A 20139-nucleotide genomic window follows, 5' to 3' on the forward strand; every position below is an offset into this window, starting at 1 on the left:
AGCTCTCGATAGCGCAGGAGGCATCTTTCGCCACCGCAATACCGCTCGGCGCGAGTTGCGCGACGTGGGGCGCAAATGGGACACGCCTCCGCGAGCGGTCCGCACCCAATGTGGCAAAATCGAACTACTAAGGGGGCTCAGAATGCTCAAGATTATTGCCTGCGACGACGACGTCGCTTTTCTAGATAGACTGCACCGGATGATCGACCGTTGGTCGAGCGAGACGGACACGGCGGTCGATGTTGCGCTCGTCACGCGCGGCGAGGACCTGCTGGCCCGCCATGCCGCATCGCGCGCCGACATCATCCTGCTCGACATGATCATGCCGCTCGTCAACGGCATGGACACCGCGCGCGAATTGCGCCAGGCCGATACCGCCGTGCGCCTGGTGTTCCCCACCTCGTCGCCCGAGTTCGCACTGGAGTCCTACGAGGTCCGTGCCTTCGACTATCTGCTCAAGCCCGTGACTTACGAACGCCTGGCGCAGTTGCTCGACGAGCTTTCGAGCATGCGCCCGGCGGCAACCGACGAGCTCGTGATCAAAACGTCCTTTGGCTACCACGCCCTGCGCCTGTCCGACATCGAATATGCCGAGGCGCGCAACAAGCACGTGGTCTTCCACCTGCGCGACGGACGCGATATCGAAGCACTCGAGTCGTTCCGCAGCGTCGAGGACCGCTTGGAGCAAAACGCAGGCTTCTTTAAATGCCACCGCAGCTACCAGGTCAACCTGCGCAATATCGATCACTTTGACCGCACGGACATCGTCATGCGCTCGGGTGCGTGCATCCCGCTTTCGCGCAGCTGCAAGCAGGGATTCCAAGACGCCTACTTTGCGGTGCGCTTTGGGGGTGGGAGACACTGATGGTCTCCTCGGTCGAAATGGTCCTTTGGGCAATCCACCACGCCACGACGCTGCTCTTTGGCGTCTTTGCCTCGGCGGCGCTGTGCGGTGTCGAGATCAACCGGCGTCATGCGCTTGAGCTGCTGGGGGTCGGCGTCGTGACCGGTGCCGCCTTCTCGATCGCCAATGCCGTCGGCGGCGAGCTTTTTGCCCGCCAGGTATATCCACTCGTCGTGCATCTGCCGCTCGTCATCTATTTGTGCGCGCGCTACCGCCTGAGCCCGCTGCTTGCCGTGCTCGGCATTACGAGTGCCTATCTGAGCTGCCAGTTCAGCAATTGGATGGGCATCGCCGCATTTGCCGCAACCGATTCTCAGATCGCGTACTATCTGGCGCGCATCGCGACCACACTCGCCGTCTTTGCCGTCCTGTTGCATTGGGCCGGCGACATCGGTCCACGCTTGGCGATTAAAAGCACCACCGAGCTGGGCATCCTTTTAATCCTGCCGCTCGTCTATTACGTCTTTGACTATGCCACCAACGTCTACACCACGCTGTTCCACTCGGGCTCGGTGGTAACGGTTGAGTTTTTGGCATTTGCGCTCTGTGCCTTCTATCTTATGTTTCTTGCCGTTTACCTGCGCGAATACGAAGAAAAGGAAACCGCCGAGCGAGAGCGCTGGATGCTCGAAACCCGCGACAACGCCGCCATCAAAGAGCTCGAGGCTTGGCGTCAATCTGGGCGCGAGCTGTCGATTCTTCGCCACGATATGCGCCACTTCCTACGCGGCCTGGCCGCTTTAATTGAGGAGGGCCACACCGACGAGGCGCTCAAACGCATCGATGAACTCTGCGAAGCCGGCGATCGCACCGCCGTACGCCGCTTCTGCGCCAACGAGACCGTAAACATCGCGCTTTCGTCATTTAACTCGGATATCAATAGAAACGGCATTACCGCCAACCTGCGCGCCGCCGTACCCGAAACCATCCACGTAGGTGACGCCGACCTGTTTAGCGTGCTCTCAAATGCCTTGGAAAACGCTATCACCGCCGCAAGCGCCGCACCCCAAGGAAAGCGATTCGTCGACTTTGACCTGCGATTAGAGGACGGCCAGCTGCTGCTGTTAGTTTCCAACACGTTTGACCGCGCGCCGCGCATGGTCGATGGCATGCCCGTGACCCGGCATGCGGGCCACGGCTTTGGCACCAGGAGCATCAAACTTGCCGTGGAGCGCATGAACGGCAACTGCCAGTTCCGCATTAACGGCGATCGGTTTGAGCTGCGTGCCGTGATGTAGGGACGCGACAAGCTGCCGGCATGCTCGGCCCGCCGGGGCCACCTTGCCAGCGCCGGTCCGCTACAGCGGCGCGGCGGCCGGAGTCAGCTGTTTAATGTAGGCCCACATGCGCTGCTTGGCGGCCTTGTCGGTGAGCGCCGCCTCAAAGCCGTCGAGCGCGAGCACGCGGCGCCCTTGCACATGGGCGACCAGGCCGGGCTTGAGCATGGCGGTGTCGAAGTCGTCGATCGCCACGAGCATATCGGCATAGGTCTCGCGCATGGTATCGGCCGCACGATCATCCAGCAACAGCACCGCCTCGGGGTCCAGCGCCTCGAGCGCCTCGCGGAACAGCTCGCACGGCAGGGCATGGCCCACCGCCACCGTTCCGTCGCCCGCACCGGCGACGCTTGCCAGCACGCAAAAATCCTCGGGCGCATAACCGATGGCCCCGAGCGCCTTACGCAGCGCCGCGCCATCCGCGCCTGCGGCAAGCTCGCCGCCCGAGCGCTCGGCCTCATCCAAATCGCCTTTTACCAGCACAATCGGCGAGCACGCGTTGCCTGCGATGCGCACGCCACGACCCGCAAGCGATGCGAGCTCCTGCTCGGCCGCCTGGGCGATGGCTTCTTTTTTCTGGCTTTGTGACATAGGTATGCGCTCTCCAATCGTTTGCGTGGGCACCATTATATAAAAGAGCCGCCCGCGAGTGGTTGCTTTGCGGGCCGCTGGGTATAAGCACGGTCGTACTGAGTTTTACGCGGCCGAGCCGCGTCGCATTATGGAGGTCACCATGGCTGACATTAAGCAGATTACCCCCGAGAACTTCGACGCCACCGTCAACGGCAGCCTTCCCGTGCTGGTCGATTTTTGGGCTCCCTGGTGTGGGCCCTGCCGTTCGCTGTCGCCCATCGTTGACGAGGTTGCCGATGAGCTGGCGGGCAAGCTTGCCGTTGCCAAATGCAACGTCGACGACAACCAGGACCTGGCCATGAAGTATGGCGTCATGAGCATCCCCACGCTGATTGTGTTTAAGAACGGCGAGGAGATTGACCGCTCGGTTGGCGCTCTGCCCAAGGCGAGGCTGCAGGCGCTGCTGGAGAAGCATCTGTAATACGCTTGTTACTTACCCGCCGTCCATGAGCGCTTTTGCACCGCTCGCCGGACTGCCGGGCGCGGCGCGGACGACCACGGATAGTATGGTAGTTACAAACAGCCCCCAGTGAACGGGTGCGAGTCACACAGACTCGCACCCGTTTTCTTATGCAGCTGCGCACAGAGCGGGCGTAGTAAAATCTGAACCACTGAACTGCCCCATACAAAAGGAGATTTTCCATGCATGATGTTGGAATGAACATGAGCCAGCTTGCCATGAGCGTCAAGCAGGTCGACGACACCATCGAGCTCGCTCACGAGTGGAGCCATCAGCTGCTGCATGCGACCGAGAACTTTGACATGGAGCGTATTGGCGCCAAGCTCGAGGCCGCCATGGCTGCGCTGCACGAGGCGCATGACGCGCTCGAGGGCTACGAGGACGCCATCGAGGCCGACCATAACTCCGTCGGCTCCGTGAAGCTGGTGTAGCGTGACCGAGCACGAGCACGAGCACGAGCACGGCTGCGACCACAAGCACGAGCATCCGCACGGTCCGGCCGACCAGGCGAGCTGCCGTTGCGCCGGCTCCAGCTCCGAGCTGGTCCGCTTTTCGGTGACCGCGCCCGACGATCTGCTGCGCCGCTTTGACGAGCAGATCGCACGCCGCGGTGACGTGGCCAACCGCTCCGAGGCCGTACGCGACCTGATTCGCGCCTCGATCGCGAAGGAGCAGATGCGCACGCCCGACGAGCAGGTCATCGGTTCACTCACCATGATCTATGACCACCATACCGGTGATCTGACGCGCCGTCTGGACGAAGTACAGCACGACTACACCGACGAGATCGTATCGACCATGCACGTGCATCTGGATCACCACAACTGCTTGGAGATTCTGGCGCTCAAGGGTCGCGGCGAGCGCGTCTACGAACTAGCCGACCGTCTGCTGGGACTGCGCGGTGTTAAGCACGGTGAGCTCACCTGCGCTGCCACCGGACAAAGCCTAGGACTGTAGCGGGATTTCCCGCAGCGCACCTGCCAAAAAGGGACAGGTTTGTTTTGGCGGGTTTAGAAGTTTTACCTACCAAAATAAACCTGTCCCTTTTTGGTCGGTTTTGATGAGGGAGAGCCGCATGCGGCATGTGCATATTCATGTGACGGGCATTGTGCAGGGCGTTGGCATGCGGCCGTTTGTGTATCGCGAGGCCATGGCGCATGGCATCTGCGGCTGGGTGCTCAACGCAGGCGACGGCGTGCATGTCGAGGCGCATGCCTCGGGTGCGGCCGTCGACGGCTTTGTCGCCGCGCTGTCGGAGCACGCACCCGCGGCTGCCCGCGTGGAGCGCGTCGACGTTGCGGATTTGGAGCCCGGCACTTGGGATGACGCCAATGAGCAGGACTTTCGCATTGTGGCGTCACAGGATAAGACTGCACATACGACGCTCATCTCGCCCGATATCGCCACCTGCGACGACTGCCTGCACGAACTGTTCGACCCCGCTGATCGACGCCACCACTACCCCTTTATCAACTGCACCAACTGCGGACCGCGCTTTACCATCATCCGCTCGCTGCCTTATGACCGAGCGGCCACCTCTATGGATCGCTTTCCCATGTGCCCCGAATGCGCCGCGGAGTATGCCGGCCCACTTGACCGGCGCTTTCATGCGCAGCCCGATGCCTGCTTTGACTGCGGGCCGCATATTACCTGGCGCGAGGCGGCAGGCGGCATGGTGCTCGAGAGCTCAGAGGCGACGCCGGCTGTCGGCGACACGCGCGAGTCTAGCGACGCTATTATCGAGCGCTGTGTCGAGCTGCTCGAGGCCGGCGGCATTGTTGCCATCAAGGGCCTGGGCGGATTCCATCTGGCTTGCGACGCCGCCAACGAGCAAGCAGTAGTCGAGCTGCGCCGTCACAAGCGCCGCAGCAACAAGCCGCTTGCCGTTATGGTGCGCGACCTTACCGATGCCGAGCGCCTGTGCCGTGTCAACGACGCCGAGCGCGACTTGCTGGCCGGCAGCATCCGCCCCATCGTGCTGCTGCGCCGGCGTGGTGTTGGCATGGGAGATTCCTTCGATGCTCTCGAACTTGCGCCGTCCGTTGCGCACGATCTGCCCGAGCTCGGCGTCATGCTCCCCTATACCCCGCTTCAGCATCTGCTGCTTGCCGCGGCAGAAACGCATGGCATGCACGCGCTGGTTATGACCAGCGGAAACTTGAGCGAAGAGCCCATCGAGACCGATGACGATCTTGCCTGGGAGCATCTCGTTGCCGCCGGCATCGCCGACGCGCTGCTCGGCAATGACCGCGCGATCCTCTCGCGCTACGACGACTCCGTGGTACGTGTGGTCGACGGGGTCGTTATGCCCGTGCGCCGCGCTCGCGGGTACGCCCCGCAGCCGTTGCCGCTGCCGGCACTCGCCAGCGCCGCGCCCTGTGTGCTCGCCTGCGGCCCGCAGCAAAAGGCCACGATCGCACTCACGCGCGAAGACGCGAATGGAACGTCGGCCTGTTTTGTGTCGCAGCATATCGGCGATGTCGAAAACGGTGCGACTTTCGATGCGTGGAATGCGGCACGCACGCGACTGGAAGACCTTTTTGACCTAGCGCCCGCCGCGCTGGCCTGCGACTTGCACCCCAGCTACCTATCGAGTCAGTGGGCACGCGAACAGGCGCGCGAGCGCAATCTGCCGCTTATCGAAGTCCAGCACCATCATGCGCATATCGCGAGCGTGATGGCTGAGGCTATCGCCACAGGACAGCTTGCACCCAATGCGCGCGTACTTGGCATCGCCTTCGATGGAACGGGCGCTGGCACCGACGGAACCATTTGGGGCGGTGAGTTTCTTGTCGCCGGCCTCGCCGATTTTGAGCGCACCGCGCACCTGCGTACCTGGGCACTCCCCGGTGGCGCCGCATCTGTGCGCCACGCCCGCCGCAACGCCTTTGCCCTGCTGAGCGAGCTCGACCTGCTCGAGCACCCAGGCGCCGCTCGGCTTTTGGACAGCCTCGACGAGCAAACGCGCAGTATCACGGCTACGATGATCGAACGGAATATCAACAGCCCGCGCACGAGCAGCATGGGCCGCTTGTTCGACGCTGCGGCCGCGATCCTGGGCATCTGCGGCACCGCAACCTACGAGGGCGAACCCGCCATCGAGCTCGAGGCCGCCGCTTGGCGCGCTCTCAACGACGAAAACAGCCATTTCACTGACAATCAAGCGGGTGTATCCGCATCCGCCTCAACATCGCTGGACAGTTTGTTCAGATACGTATTAACTACTGACCCCCTATCCCGCATTTTTGCCTCAGATTTGGCCAAAAAAGGCTCTCCAGACACCCTATTTGCGGCAAATATGTCTGCCGAACACCCCAAATCAACCCATTTGGGATCATCGCAGACGGCTTTTGCCACCCAGAACCCATCACAAAAATACGTATCTGAACTAACCGTCCAGGCGGCCTCGGACAACCCCCTCATTTTGGATCCCAAACCGCTTTTTGAGGCGCTTTTGAGTGGAATCGAGGCCGGTGTGCCGGCCGACAAGCTCGCGCTCGACTTCCATATCGCCATTGCACGCGCATCGGCACGTATCGCAAGCGAAATCTGCGCTCGCGAAGGCATCGACATCGTCGCGCTCTCGGGCGGCGTGTTCATGAACCGACTTTTGCTTCGGCTCCTCACGCGCGAGCTCAAAGACGCCGGTCTTGCCGTCTTGGTTCCCCACACCGTGCCCGTCAACGACGGCTGCATCGCCTACGGCCAGGCGGCGGTCGCCCGCGCTCGCCTCACGCAGATCGCATCGCGGTAGGCTGCTTGGCCAGCCCATGCGCCGCCGTCTCACAGGTGTAACGCGTTTGCCCGCAACCCCCGCGAGCGCTACCATCAACTGATGGATTATTAAGCGCCCATCCAGCGCAAAGCGTATAAAAGGGAAACATTATGTGCCTTGCCGTTCCCGGTAAAGTGGTCAAACGCGACGACGACCTAAAGGCGATCGTCGACATGATGGGCATCGAGCGCCCCGTATCGCTGCGACTTGTGCCGACGGCACAGGTGGGCGACTATGTTCTCGTACACGCCGGCTTTGGCATCCAGATTGTCGACGAGCAGGAAGCCCAGGAGACGCTCGAGCTGGTCAACGCCATGACCGAGCTGGTCGAAGAGGACCAGCTCGCCACCAACCCGGCCGAGGCATACTAGTGGCGGCGGCGCAACCGGTTCACTCCGGTATCGACTTTTCGGCATTTCGCGACCCACGGCTCGCTCGCGAGCTCATCGACCGCATTCATGAGCTTGTCGGCGACCGCACCATCAACCTGATGGAGGTCTGCGGTACGCATACCGTGAGCATTGGCCGCTATGGTTTTCGCTCCATTATGCCGGCGGGGCTCAAGCTGTTGAGCGGCCCGGGCTGCCCCGTCTGCGTTACCGCAAACCGCGACATCGACCACGCAATCGCACTCGCCAAGATGGACGGCGCCATCATCACTACCTTTGGTGACATGATGCGCGTGCCCGGATCGTCCACCTCGCTTGCCGCGCAAAAGGCAGCCGGACGCGACATCCGTATCGTCTACTCGCCGCTCGACGCGCTCGATATCGCCAAACACAGCCCCGACCGCCCGGTCATCTTTATGGGCGTGGGCTTTGAGACTACGACGCCCACCATCGCCGCCGCCATCCTGGAGGCCGATGCACGCGGACTCCAGAACTTCTCGGTCTATTGCGCCCACAAGACCACGCCACCGGCGCTGCGCGCGATTGCCAACGACCCCGAGACCACTATCGACGGCTTTATCCTGCCGGGCCACGTCGCCACCATCACAGGCCTGGTACCCTTTGGCTTTTTGGTCGATGAGTTTAGGACCCCAGGCGTGGTCACGGGATTTGAGCCGGTCGATATTCTGCAGGGTATCTGCATGCTGGTGCAGATGGTCGTTGAGGGGCGGCCCGCGATCGACAACGCGTACCGTCGCGGCGTCAACGTGGACGGCAACCCCGTGGCGCGCCAACTGGTCGAGCAGGTGTTTGAGCTGTGCGATACCACATGGCGCGGGCTGGGACCGATTGCCGCCTCGGGCCTTTCCATCCGCCCCGAGTTCTCGCGCTTTGACGCCGGCGCCCGCTATGACGTGCCCGTTGAACCGACGGTCGAGCCGCGCGGATGCCGTTGCGGCGACGTGCTGCGCGGGGCCATCGCACCGAGCGACTGCCCACTTTTCGGCCACGCCTGCACGCCCGGGCATCCTGTTGGCCCGTGCATGGTGAGCTCGGAAGGCAGCTGCGCTGCGTACTTTAGATACCAAATCTAGCCCGAACGCCCCCACGCACCAGACGCACCACGATTGGAGTTTTCGATATGTCCCATAGCGTCACCGATAGCACTGTCCTGCTGGGCCACGGCTCCGGCGGCCAGATGATGAAGCGCATTATCGACGAGGTCTTTCTGGATGCCTTTGGGTCGCCCGAGCTGCTCGAAGGCAACGATGCCGGTGTCGCCGCCCTGCCCGCGAGCGGGCGCATCGCCATGTCGACCGACAGCTTTGTGGTGACGCCGCAGTTCTTCCCCGGCGGAAATATCGGCAGGCTCGCCGTGTGCGGAACCGTCAACGATGTTGCGACCTCGGGTGCCAACGTGCGCTTCCTTTCGTGCGGCTTTATCCTCGAAGAGGGCTATCCTATGGATAAGCTGCGCCAGATTGTGCAGACCATGGCCGAGACGGCGCGCGAGGCGGGCGTCAAAATCATCACCGGCGACACCAAGGTGGTCGAGCGCGGCGGAGCTGACGGCGTCTACATCAACACCGCCGGCGTGGGCGAGGTTCCCGCGGGCGTGACGCTCAGCGGCGCCAGCTGCCAGCCCGGCGACGTCGTCCTGGTCTCGGGCACGCTAGGCGACCACGGTATCGCCATCATGAGCCAGCGCGAGGGCCTGGCGTTCTCGAGCAGCATCGAGAGCGACGCCGCGCCGCTCAACCACCTGATTGCCGACGTGCTGGCCGCCGCCCCCGACACGCGCTGCTTCCGCGACCCCACGCGCGGAGGCCTGGCCTCCACGCTCAACGAGTTTGCGCAGGCCAGCGGCATTGCCATGGAGATTGACGAGGGCGCCGTACCCGTGCGCCCCGACGTGCAGGCCGCCTGCGAGATGCTCGGCTACGACGTGCTGCAGGTTGCCAACGAGGGCAAGATGGTCGCCGTGGTGCCAGCCGAGCAGGCCGACGCGGCGCTAGCGGCCATGCGCGCCGCCCGCTACGGCAAGAACGCCGCCATCATCGGTCGCGTGATGCCGCTTGCCGAAGGCGCTCGACCCGCCGTTCGCGTGCGCACCGGCTGGGGATCGACCCGCATCCTCGACATGCTCGTGGGAGAGCAACTGCCCAGGATCTGCTAGCGGCAAAGGCTTGCGCTGGCGCGATGCGCCCCGATGCCGTTAAAGATGTTCAGATTCCAAACGCGCCCGACACGCAAGCCCAGTATCATGGGGTGCGCTTTACAACTCAAACGGCAGGAGCACCCATGGCAGCAGCCTATTCCCATGTGATTTTTGATCTGGACGGCACCATCCTCAATACGCTCGAGGACCTGGCGGCAGCCGGCAACCATACCTGCGAGATGCACGGCTGGCCCACGTTTGCCGTAGACGAGTACCGCTACAAGGTGGGAAACGGCATGCTCAAGCTGGTCGAGCGCTTTATGCCCGCCGAGTATGCGGGCGACGGCCGCATGTTTGAGCAGACGCTTGCCGAGTTTAGGGCTTATTACGGCGAGCACAAGGAAGACCACACTGCACCGTACGCCGGCACGATCGAGATGCTCGACCGTCTGCGCGCCGCGGGCGTGCAGCTTGCCGTACTCACCAACAAGGACCATGTCTCGGCCGCTCCGCTTATCGAGAGGTATTTTGGTTCCGAGCGCTTTGCACTGGTGCAGGGCCGCGTCGATGCGTTTCCTCCCAAGCCCGAGGCGCCTGTTACGCTGCATGTGATGAAAGAGCTAGGCGCCGACCCGGCAACCACACTCTATGTGGGCGATTCCAATGTCGATATCCTGACCGGTCACAACGCCGGCCTTAAGAGTGCGGGCGTCAGCTGGGGCTTCCGCGGCCGAACAGAGCTCGAAGCCGCCGACGCCGACTACGTAGTGGACACCCAGGACGAACTCGCCGCGCTGATCTTGGGCGAGTAGCGAGCCGCCCACCAATAAGTTGCGGTGAAATAGGGACTGATTACCGGCCTACTGCCCCCAAACAGTCCCTATTTCACCGCAACTTAGATGGGCACGGGGTAGCTAAAAGAGCCCCGTCCCAAATTAGCTACCCCTCAACAATGGCGACACCACAGGTAGAGGACGGACAGCGAGCGACGTCCAAGCCGAACAAGTTGGCATAAAAAAGGCGAGGCATAGACCTTCTGGTCATGCCTCGCCTTTTGAATGACAAATTGTCGGCTTGGGCGGCGCGCAGCGTCAACTGGTTACGCGGTTCGTAGAACCGCGTAACTCCCCTAGCTCAGCATTGCATCCATCATCTCGGAGTTGACGGAGTCGTCAGCAGACCACTCGCCGTCATCGTTGCAGGTGTACTTGAAGATAACCGTGGTCTTCCTGGGCTCGGTGGCCTTGGTCACATCGACCATCACCTGGCCGGCCATCTTGTACAGCTCGTCATCGGAAGGAACCGTGTCAAGCGCAGCGACCTTCTCCTGATACTGGGTGGAGAAGTCCTCGACGATCTTGTTCATAGACTTGCAGGTGATGGAGACCTCGGCGGTTGCAACGCCCTTGTCCTCGTCGACCGTCACGTCGCCGATCTCGTAATCAAAGCCCTCGAGATAGGTCTTGGCATACTCCTTGGGATCGATGCCCAGCTGCTCGAACTCGTCGCCCGAAGCCTCTTCCAGACCAGAGAGGAAATCGTCGCCACCGTTTTTGACCTCATCGAACTGAGTCGTAAGGTCCTCGGTGATGAGCTCTTCGATCGAGGGGCCTCCGCAGCCGGAAAGCACGACCACACATGCAACCAAAACGGCCATGAGGGGCGCAAGCAGCAGCTTCTTTTTCATGATGTTCCTCCCAATGAGCGGCACCGCGCTTCCCAGACACGGCGCACGTTGTGATAGTAAGCACATACTATCCACTTATGAACACCCTCGGCAGCACGAAGGCGCGGTCGGTTCGTTTTAACGTCCGAACGGTCTGCGAGTCCGCTCAGCGTGCAATAAAACGCATCCGTACCGTGCAATCAAAACCACCCCTAAAAGGGGTGGTTTGCTCTTAGGGTATAACCCTTGGATTTCCGGCACGCGTCTAAAGGCGCCGGCCCTCACGGGGTTCGGGCCGCACTGCAGATTGACCCGTGGCGGGCCGGTCAAACCGGCGCTATTTACGCCCCGGCCCCCTGCCGAAGGGGTCCTCGTACTCCTTGACGCTCAGCCGGTCGAGCGCGATGTCGGCCTTCTCCTGCTCCCGGATGTACTTCGCGATCGTGGCCTCGTTCAGGCCGACCGTGGACACGTAGTAGCCCTCGGCCCAGAACTTCCTGTTGCCGAACTTGTACTTCATGTTCGCGTGCTTGTCGAATATCATCAGCGAGCTCTTCCCCTTCAGGTAGCCCATCACGCTCGATACGCTGTACTTCGGCGGTATCGCCAGCAGCATGTGGACGTGGTCGGGCATCAGGTGCCCCTCGATGATCTCTATCCCCTTGTACTGGCAGAGCTTCCTGAAGATCTCCCCAAGGTCGGACCTTATTTGGTTGTAGATGACTTTGCGCCTATACTTCGGCGTGAACACGACGTGGTACTTGCACATCCACTTCGTGTGCGACAGGCTGTAGGCCTTCTGGGCCATACGCCACCACCGCCCTCTCGACTCGGATTCCTTGCGGCCTGAACAATCGCAAGTGTCCGGCGAGGGGGCGGCTTTGTAAAGCCGTTTGGCCCCACCCGCATAGCGGGTGGTTTCTGATGCGGCGCGCTGCGCGCCCCGCACAGGCTAAAGCCTTTAATCATCAAAACCACCCCTAAAAGGGGTGGTTTGCTCTTAGGGTATAACCCTTGGATTTCCGGCACGCGTCTAAAGGCGCCGGCCCTCACGGGGTTCGGGCCGCACTGCAGATTGACCCGTGGCGGGCCGGTCAAACCGGCGCTATTTACGCCCCGGCCCCCTGCCGAAGGGGTCCTCGTACTCCTTGACGCTCAGCCGGTCGAGCGCGATGGCGGCCTTCTCCTGCTCCCGGATGTACTTCGCGATCGTGGCCTCGTTCAGGCCGACCGTGGACACGTAGTAGCCCTCGGCCCAGAACTTCCTGTTGCCGAACTTGTACTTCATGTTCGCGTGCTTGTCGAATATCATCAGCGAGCTCTTCCCCTTCAGGTAGCCCATCACGCTCGATACGCTGTACTTCGGCGGTATCGCCAGCAGCATGTGGACGTGGTCGGGCATCAGGTGCCCCTCGATGATCTCTATCCCCTTGTACTGGCAGAGCTTCCTGAAGATCTCCCCAAGGTCGGACCTTATTTGGTTGTAGATGACTTTGCGCCTATACTTCGGCGTGAACACGACGTGGTACTTGCACATCCACTTCGTGTGCGACAGGCTGTAGGCCTTCTGGGCCATACGCCACCACCGCCCTCTCGACTCGGATTCCTTGCGGCCTGAACAATCGCAAGTGTCCGGCGAGGGGGCGGCTTTGTAAAGCCGTTTGGCCCCACCCGCATAGCGGGTGGTTTCTGATGCGGCGCGCTGCGCGCCCCGCACAGGCTAAAGCCTTTAATAAAAAAGGGTGGCCGGATAATCCGACCACCCTTAGACATTATGCGATGCCGCGATTTACTTGCGGACAACCTTGACGATGGCATCGCCGGCGGCGACAGCGGAATCAGCCTCGACGGCGAGCTCGACATCGGCGAACTCGGCGGTGTTGGACACGGCCACGACGACGCAGTCCTTGTAACCGGCAGCGGCAATCTTGGCGCGGTCGATCTTGAGCATGGGCTGGCCGGCCTTCACGACGTCGTCGGCCTTGACGAAGCCCTCGAAGCCGTCGCCGTTCATGTTGACGGTATCGACGCCAACGTGCACCAGGACCTCGATGCCGCTATCGGACTGCAGGCCCACGGCGTGACCCATGGTGACGGTCACCTTGCCGTCGCAGGGGGCATAGACCAGATCGTCCTCGGGCCACACGGCGCAGCCCTTGCCCAGGACCTCGCCACCAAAGACGGGATCGGGCACATCGGCCATCTTGATGACCTTGCCCTTGACGGGCGAGCACAGCACGTCGGCGCCGGCAGAAGCAGAAATGGAGGCAGGAGCAGCGGCAGCCGCGGGCTCAGCCTTCTTCTTGAACATGTCAAACAGACCCATACGTTTTCTCCTCTTGATTAAGCGCAACGTAGTGCGCATGCCTATGGTGATTATAGTGCCAATTGGACCAAAACTAAGGTGGGGAGTCGAATCGAAAACTCTGCCGACGTCTTTGTCCATCGGCACCCGTTTTGTTGATTAACCCTCGATGAGCCCCAGGCGCACGAAGGCGTTCCAGATGCCGTCGTCGTCGACATTCGTGGTCACGAAATCGGCCGCCGGTCCGGCGTTCGTCAGAACGCCGGAACTCAATCGCCGGAACTCAATTACTCCAAGCCCTCAGCGCCGTTGGACTTGATAATCTTCTGGTATGCGAAGAAGCTGTCCTTGCGGCGGCGCTCGTAGGTGCCGGTGCCGTCGTCGTACTTGTCGACGTGGATGAAGCCGTAGCGCTTGCGCATCTCGCCGGTGCCGGCGGACACCAGGTCGATGGGGCCCCACCAGGTGTAGGCAATCAGGTCGACGCCGTCGGCAACGGCCTCGCCCATGGCCTTGATGTGACTCTGCAGATAGGCGATGCGGTACGGATCGTGAATGGAGCCGTCCTCCTCGACCTCGTCGTAGGCACCCATGCCGTTCTCGACCACCATCAGCGGAATCTCGTAGCGGGCGTAGATCTCGTTGAGGGCGATACGCAGGCCCAGCGGGTCGATCTGCCAACCCCAGTCGGTGGACTCCAGGTAGGGGTTCTTGCCGCCAAAGGTCATGTTGCCCTCGGTCATCTCGTGGTCCTTGTGGGTGCCCACGGTACCGGACATGTAGTAGCTAAAGGTGTAGAAGTCGACCTTGCCGTCGGCGATATCCTGCAGGTCGCCGTCCTCCATTGCGAGCTCGACGCCGTTCTCGGCCCAGAAGCGCTTGGCATAGAACGGGTACTTGCCGCGCACCTGCACGTCGGAGCAGTACCAGTTCATGGAGTTCATCTGCTGCTGCGTGGCGAACACGTCGACCGGATCGCACGTAGCGGCGTAGGAGAGGATGAAGCAATCCATGTTGCCCATCTTGAACTGCGGATAGTGCTCGTGGGCGTAGCGCACGACGCGGCCGCTGGCCACGAACTGGTGATGCAGGGCCTGGAAGCGCTGCTGGGCGGTGGTCTTGATGGCGCTCGCCGGGCCCTCGAATCCCTGGATCAGGCCGGTCTCCATCATGGCGCCCATGTCCATGGTGCCGCAGTTGATCTCGTTGAAGGTCAGCCAGAACTTCACCTTGTCCTGATAGCGGTCAAAGACGGTCTGGCAATACTTCTCAAAGAAGCCGATGGGCTCGCGGCTTGCCCAGCCGTTGTACTTCTCGACCAGGTGATAGGGCATCTCGTAGTGCGAGAGGGTCACGAGCGGCTCGATGTTGTGAGCGCGCAGGCAGTCGAAAACGCGGTCGTAGAAGGCGAGGCCGGCCTCGTTGGGCTCAGCATCGTCGCCGTTGGGGAAGATGCGGCTCCAGGAGATGGACATGCGGAACATGTTGAAGCCCATCTCGGCGAACAGCGCGATGTCCTCCTCGTAGTGATGGTAGAAGTCGATGCCGTCATGGTTGGGGTAGAAGCGGTTGGGATCGATGTCGATCGTGATCTGGCGCGGCTCCTTGTAGCTGCCGCCCAGGAAGTGGTCGTCGACGGAAGCGCCGCGGCCGTCCACGTTCCAAGCGCCCTCAAACTGGTTAGCGGCGGTGGCGCCACCCCAATAGAAACCCTCGGGGAACTTGATGTTTGCCATGAGCATCTCCTTTGCATCGTGGGTCGATAAGCCGAGTATCGCCCACGCGCGGGGAATGCGGGAGCGGCCGCGCCAAACCCGACACTTCTTTTCGCGCCCGCGGCCTGCCGCCGTCCCGCCCCTGACACTTCCTGATACCCGCCAAAAAGGGACAGGTTTATTTTGGTCGGTTTTATCTGGGCAAACGCTGACGATGGGCCGCCGGCGTGCAGCCATAGCGCTCGGCAAACTTTTTGTAGAAGAAGCTCATGTTGGCATAGCCCGCCTCGTGCGCTGCGACCTCCGCGGTGGCGCCGGCGTCGAGCAGCGTCGCCGCGCGCGCCAGGCGGCTCTCCTGCACGAGCTGCATAAACGTGCGGCCTGTCTGACGCTTGAGTAGGGCGCTTGCGTAGTTGGGGCTCAGGTGCAGGTGGCGGGCGAGGTCATCGAGCGCGCAATCGCAGGCGTGACGCTCGATATAGCCCATAGCAGCCGCGACCTGCGCCGATGGCAGCGCGGGTGCGTCCGTTTGCAGCAGGCCGGCTTCGTAGCTTTGCATGAGCTCAACCAGCAGCAGCTCGAACAGCCTCGAGACAATCTGGGGGCTCGCCGGCGTGGGGTCCAGGCGCTCGCACAGCATCTCCTGCATATAGCGGCGCACGCGACGGCTACCGCCCGTGTGGAAATGAACGTGGCCGCGGTGGTCGGTTTCATCGTTGAGGGCGTTGAGCAGGAACCGCGACACCGCGCTTGCGGGCGAAAGGCTTTGCTCCAGGCTACGGCGCAGCATTGGCCGCGAGATGATGACGCTCAGCATTATGTCGTGCTCACCGAGCTCGCCAACAGCATGCGGGCAGGCGGCATCGAGCAGGAGGACCTCGTTTTGAGCGAGCATGAGCGGCGCGCCGTTGACGATCTGCGGCGCTCGTCCTCGATAGACATAGCTGATTTCGACATAATCGTGGACATGTTCCGGCACGGGATTGAAGCGCGAGTTGCGAACAATCGATAGCCCCTCGGGCATGCTTTCTTGTCGTAGGACGAGCGTTGGGTTGCCGATTTTACGAATGTATCGGCCATCAATATCTGCTTGACTACCTTGACCGAGTGCATCGCTCCAGTCGTAATGGGCGCCCGCGCGATAGGCTCGCTCACTGTTGGTCAGCTCGAGCAGAAGGTTGTCCAGCCGTGCGATATCCATTACATCACCATCGTTGATTCGGTCATATTCTGCCGTGGTTTTGATATTAGCAGGGCTGCGCGCTCGGCGTACTCTGACTTCAATGAATTTGAAAGGCTGTTTTGGAGGAGCGTATATGGCGGCGTATTTTGAGCAGGTGCTTGGCGGCATCTACGACAACCACGTGCTTCCGTTCTTGTGGCTCAAGGGCGAGGCGCGCGAGACGATCACCGAGTATCTGGAGCAGATCGCTGGGGCGGACATCCGCGAGGTCTGCCTGGAATCGCGCACGCATCCCGATTTCTGTCGCGACGGCTGGTGGTCTGACCTGCGCTTTATCATCGGCGAGTGCAAGCGCCTGGGGTTAAAGATCTGGCTGCTCGACGACGCCCACTTCCCCACAGGCTATGCCAACGGCGCGCTTGCGGGCGATGGCGTCGACCCCGCGCTCAAGAAAACCGTGCTCAAGCATCGCACGATTACGGTCGTTGGTCCCCAGCCGTCCACGACTATCAAGCTCGGTAATCTCATGGACCCCACCGAGCGCTTTGTGGGCGCAGCGGCTTTTGATGCCGCCGGTGCGCCACTCGATCTTGCGCTTGCTGTTGAGCATGGTGACGATGGCGCACCCGCCCGCCTGCGTTTTGACGCCCCCGCCGGCGTCACCACGATCGAACTCTACATCACCAGCCAAAAGACCGGCTTTCGCGATGAGTACATCAACATGGTCGACGCCGCCTCGTGCCACGTGCTCATCGACGCCGTCTACGAGCCCACGTTTGAGCATCTGGGCGACGAGTTTGGCAAAACGATCTTGGGCTTCTTTACCGACGAGCCCGGCTTTATGAACGAGAAGGGCACCACGCTCGACGATGCCTCTACCAGCAGCTTTATCGGGCGAAACGACTTGGCGCTGCCGTGGTCGGACGAGCTTGCCCGCCGCCTACATGATGCGCTTGGCGAGAATTGGCTTACCAAGTTGCACGGCCTTTGGACGCGCGAGGCAAACGGCGCCCAGGTTCGCCACGCCTATATGGACCTTGCTACGCAGCTCTACCGCAGCTGCTTTGACGAGCAGATTGGCGATTGGTGCCGCGCGCACGGCATTATGCACATTGGCCACGTGATCGAGGACAAGAGTTGCCACACGCGCCTGGGCCAGGGCGCCGGACATTACTTCCGCGCGGTCGCGGGGCAGGGCATGGCTGGCGTGGATGTGGTCATCAACCAACTTGCCCCCGGAATTGACCGCGGGCGCTACAGCTACTTCCACGGCGCATGGAACATGGAGTTCTTTACGTACGCGCTCGCCAAGTTGGGATCTTCGGCAGCGCGCCTCGACCCCAAAAAGCAGGGGCGCTGCATGGCCGAGGTCTTTGGCGCCTTTGGCTGGCACGAGGGCCTGCGCGAGATGAAGTGGATCGCCGACCATATGCTCGTCCGCGGTATTAACTGGTTTACGCCGCACGCGTTTAGCATGGCGCCCTTCCCCGATTGGGACTGCCCGCCGCACTTTTACGCGCACGGCAACAACCCGCAATGGCCGCACTTTGGCCAGCTCATGCGCTATATGAATCGCACGGCGACGCTCCTTTCGGAAGGCGCTGCCGCTCGCCCCGTCGCCATTCTGTACCATGCCGACGCCGAATGGGCCGGCAACGCCATGCCCGTCGAGCGCGTGGCGGCCGAACTCACGCGCGCGCAGATCGACTTTGATTTTGTGCCGGCAGAGGCTTTTGAGAATGAGGAGCGTTACGAGGTTTCGATTGCCGATGGAATGCTGGCTGTTAACGGCTGTCGCTACCAGGCGTTTGTCATGCCAGGCGCCTCGTTTATTGGCGCGGCTACAGCGGAAGAGGTGAGGCGCATGATGGCCGCGGGTGTCACGGTGCTCGCTGCTGACGAAGTGCCCGGCGCTCTTTATGACGCGGATGGCGCAGCCGATCTGGACGGGCTTACGGCAACGCCACTTGCCGATGTGGCGGACGCGCTGGCAGACGCGGGGCTGCAGACCGTTGTGACCGATAGGCCACAGCCCTGGCTGCGCGCACTTCGCTACGAGCGTGCCGGCGAGACCTACGTCATGTTGGTCAACGAGCACCCACGTGAAAGCATTTGCTGCACGGTTTCGCTTCCGCAAGACAAGTGTCTTTGCGGAACGCGCCTCGACCTGCTGAACAGCACCAAGCCCGTTGCGCTTGACGGCGTGCTGGAGCTGGCGCCTTACGAGAGCTGCGTTGTTGTTCTGGAGGCAAGCGGCGCAATCGAGCCCGCGGACTGTACCGACACGAGCACACGTGCAACGCTCGCCCTCGACATCAGCCACCCCTGGACCGTTGCCCTCTCCCCTGCCGGCAGCGATGGAACCTTTGGCGAGCCGCAAAAGCTCGAGCAGCTGTGTGACCTCACGGCCGAGCAGTTCCCCGGCGTATGTGGTACGTTCCGCTATCGCACGTCGTTCGAGCTGGCCGACGACCTCGCCCACACCGTCATTGACCTAGGGGATGTCTACGAAGTCGCAACGCTCACGCTCGACGGACAAACGCTCGGCACGCGCATCTGCCCACCCTATCGCTTTGCGACAGGCACACTTGCCGCCGGCACGCACGAGCTCACCATCGATGTCATCAACACGCTCGACCATGCGATTCCCGACATCTTCGCCCTCACCGAGCCCGTCGCGCCCAGCGGTGTCCTCGGCCCCGTTACCCTTCGCGGGCAAAACCTGCCAAAATAAACCTGTCCCTTTTTGGCAGGTTTGGCGAGTGCGGGAGTTCGAATGGATATCAAACGCAAGATTACCGAGGCGCAGGGCCTAACCCCTACCGAGCAGCAGCTCGGCATCTCGGCCCTTGCCATGGGCGGGGAGATCCGTGGACTACCCATTAAGGAGTTTGCTGCCCGCACCAACGTTTCGGTCGCGAGCGTGCACCGCTTTTGCAAAAAGCTCGGCCTCGAGGGCTTTAAGGACCTCAAGGTCGAGCTCATCCGCCTGGCGACCGAGGCGGGCAACCGCCGCGACGTGGATATCAACTTTCCCTTCGATGCCACGTCCACGCCTGCACAGGTTATGGAACGCATGGAAGGGCTCTACCAGACCACGCTGGCCGAAACACAGGAGCTGCTCGACCCCGCGCAGCTCGACCACGCCGCCAAACTGATCGCGAAGGCACGGCAGGTCGATATCTACACCGGCTCGCACAACCTCTATCCAGCGGGGATGTTCCACGACCGCTTGCTTTCGTCCGGCAAGAGCGCCACATGCTACAGCAGCACCGAGGCCCAGGTGCGCACGGCGCTCGCCTCGGATTCCGGCAATGTGGCGATCGTAATCTCCTACAGCGGCCTTGCGCCCAACCTCAAGGAAATCTTGCCGATCCTCAGCAGCCGACATGTTCCCGTCATTGTCATCGGCACACCTTATTGTGCGCGCCTGCACCCCGGCTTTGCCGCCTACCTCACGGTGAGCGACCACGAGAGCATGACGCACCGCATCACGCAGTTCGCCAGCCACATCGCCGTGCAATACGTGCTCGATTCGCTCTACAGCAGCTACTTTGCCAAAGACTACGCCCGCTGCGCCGAGTTCCTAGAGCGCTCGTTCCCCTACACCCGCCTCCCCGGCCTCAAATAACAATCCGGCCCCACCGCGCCTCCAATCGCCCTCCTAAGTTGCG

General features: G+C 61.8%; 19 protein-coding genes. 12 read left to right on the top strand and 7 right to left on the bottom strand.

The genetic code is table 11. From position 1 onward, the window contains the following. Positions 1-142 precede the first annotated feature (142 nt). Entirely contained in the window at positions 143-865 is a 723-nt protein-coding gene (locus tag OIL77_03930) for a LytTR family DNA-binding domain-containing protein (GenBank protein HJI44566.1), read from the top strand. Then, positions 865-2142 carry a GHKL domain-containing protein gene (locus OIL77_03935; protein HJI44567.1) on the top strand — a complete coding sequence of 426 codons (1278 nt, stop codon included), beginning with the start codon at positions 865-867 and terminating at the stop codon, positions 2140-2142. The genes OIL77_03930 and OIL77_03935 overlap by 1 nt, the downstream gene beginning before the upstream one ends. Before the next feature lie 60 nt (positions 2143-2202). On the opposite strand, the gene OIL77_03940 is transcribed toward OIL77_03935, so the two are convergent. Further along, positions 2203-2778 (bottom strand): hypothetical protein, encoded by a 576-nt coding sequence (locus OIL77_03940; GenBank protein ID HJI44568.1) that lies wholly within the window; start codon positions 2776-2778, stop codon positions 2203-2205. A gap of 136 nt (positions 2779-2914) precedes the next feature. Between OIL77_03940 and trxA the strand changes: the two genes are divergently transcribed. From trxA to OIL77_03980, 8 genes are all read left to right on the top strand, one after another. Next, positions 2915-3235 (top strand): thioredoxin, encoded by a 321-nt coding sequence (gene trxA, locus OIL77_03945; GenBank protein HJI44569.1) that lies wholly within the window; start codon positions 2915-2917, stop codon positions 3233-3235. Positions 3236-3456: 221 nt separating this feature from the next. Further along, entirely contained in the window at positions 3457-3705 is a 249-nt protein-coding gene (locus tag OIL77_03950; GenBank protein ID HJI44570.1) for a hypothetical protein, read from the top strand. Position 3706: 1 nt separating this feature from the next. Next, the gene (gene nikR / locus OIL77_03955; GenBank protein ID HJI44571.1) at positions 3707-4231 is read left to right on the top strand and encodes a nickel-responsive transcriptional regulator NikR; all 525 of its coding nucleotides are present in this window, start codon (positions 3707-3709) and stop codon (positions 4229-4231) included. Between the two features lie 103 nt (positions 4232-4334). Next, the gene (gene hypF, locus OIL77_03960) at positions 4335-7028 is read left to right on the top strand and encodes a carbamoyltransferase HypF (GenBank protein ID HJI44572.1); all 2694 of its coding nucleotides are present in this window, start codon (positions 4335-4337) and stop codon (positions 7026-7028) included. A gap of 131 nt (positions 7029-7159) precedes the next feature. Beyond that, on the top strand, positions 7160-7420 hold the full coding sequence (locus OIL77_03965; GenBank protein HJI44573.1) for a HypC/HybG/HupF family hydrogenase formation chaperone: 261 nt from the start codon (positions 7160-7162) through the stop codon (positions 7418-7420). After that, positions 7420-8532 (top strand): hydrogenase formation protein HypD, encoded by a 1113-nt coding sequence (gene hypD, locus OIL77_03970; GenBank protein ID HJI44574.1) that lies wholly within the window; start codon positions 7420-7422, stop codon positions 8530-8532. The genes OIL77_03965 and hypD overlap by 1 nt, the downstream gene beginning before the upstream one ends. 47 nt (positions 8533-8579) lie before the next feature. After that, positions 8580-9614, top strand: coding sequence for a hydrogenase expression/formation protein HypE (hypE, locus tag OIL77_03975; protein HJI44575.1), 1035 nt, complete (start codon positions 8580-8582; stop codon positions 9612-9614). A gap of 125 nt (positions 9615-9739) precedes the next feature. Continuing rightward, positions 9740-10408, top strand: coding sequence for an HAD-IA family hydrolase (locus tag OIL77_03980; GenBank protein HJI44576.1), 669 nt, complete (start codon positions 9740-9742; stop codon positions 10406-10408). A gap of 317 nt (positions 10409-10725) precedes the next feature. On the opposite strand, the gene OIL77_03985 is transcribed toward OIL77_03980, so the two are convergent. The 6 genes from OIL77_03985 to OIL77_04010 all read right to left on the bottom strand — a co-directional run bounded on the left by OIL77_03985 (position 10726) and on the right by OIL77_04010 (position 16483). Then, on the bottom strand, positions 10726-11283 hold the full coding sequence (locus tag OIL77_03985) for a hypothetical protein (GenBank protein HJI44577.1): 558 nt from the start codon (positions 11281-11283) through the stop codon (positions 10726-10728). Positions 11284-11599: 316 nt separating this feature from the next. Further along, entirely contained in the window at positions 11600-12070 is a 471-nt protein-coding gene (tnpA, locus tag OIL77_03990) for an IS200/IS605 family transposase (GenBank protein HJI44578.1), read from the bottom strand. 297 nt (positions 12071-12367) lie between these two features. Beyond that, on the bottom strand, positions 12368-12838 hold the full coding sequence (gene tnpA, locus OIL77_03995; protein HJI44579.1) for an IS200/IS605 family transposase: 471 nt from the start codon (positions 12836-12838) through the stop codon (positions 12368-12370). A gap of 213 nt (positions 12839-13051) precedes the next feature. Continuing rightward, positions 13052-13588, bottom strand: a complete 537-nt coding sequence (locus tag OIL77_04000; protein HJI44580.1) for a PTS glucose transporter subunit IIA — start codon at positions 13586-13588, stop codon at positions 13052-13054. 266 nt (positions 13589-13854) lie between these two features. Continuing rightward, on the bottom strand, positions 13855-15303 hold the full coding sequence (locus OIL77_04005) for a glycoside hydrolase family 1 protein (protein ID HJI44581.1): 1449 nt from the start codon (positions 15301-15303) through the stop codon (positions 13855-13857). A gap of 172 nt (positions 15304-15475) precedes the next feature. Beyond that, positions 15476-16483: a helix-turn-helix domain-containing protein gene (locus OIL77_04010; protein HJI44582.1), complete on the bottom strand. Its 1008-nt coding sequence runs from the start codon at positions 16481-16483 to the stop codon at positions 15476-15478. A gap of 115 nt (positions 16484-16598) precedes the next feature. Here OIL77_04010 and OIL77_04015 point away from each other — a divergent pair, with 115 nt between their 5' ends. Together OIL77_04015 and OIL77_04020 are read left to right on the top strand one after the other, a co-directional pair. Continuing rightward, on the top strand, positions 16599-19199 hold the full coding sequence (locus tag OIL77_04015) for a glycosyl hydrolase (GenBank protein HJI44583.1): 2601 nt from the start codon (positions 16599-16601) through the stop codon (positions 19197-19199). 42 nt (positions 19200-19241) lie between these two features. Then, on the top strand, positions 19242-20096 hold the full coding sequence (locus OIL77_04020) for a MurR/RpiR family transcriptional regulator (protein ID HJI44584.1): 855 nt from the start codon (positions 19242-19244) through the stop codon (positions 20094-20096). The last annotated feature ends 43 nt before the right edge of the window (positions 20097-20139 follow it).

The organism is Coriobacteriaceae bacterium (genome assembly GCA_025993015.1).
Classification (GTDB): Bacteria; Actinomycetota; Coriobacteriia; order Coriobacteriales; family Coriobacteriaceae; genus Collinsella.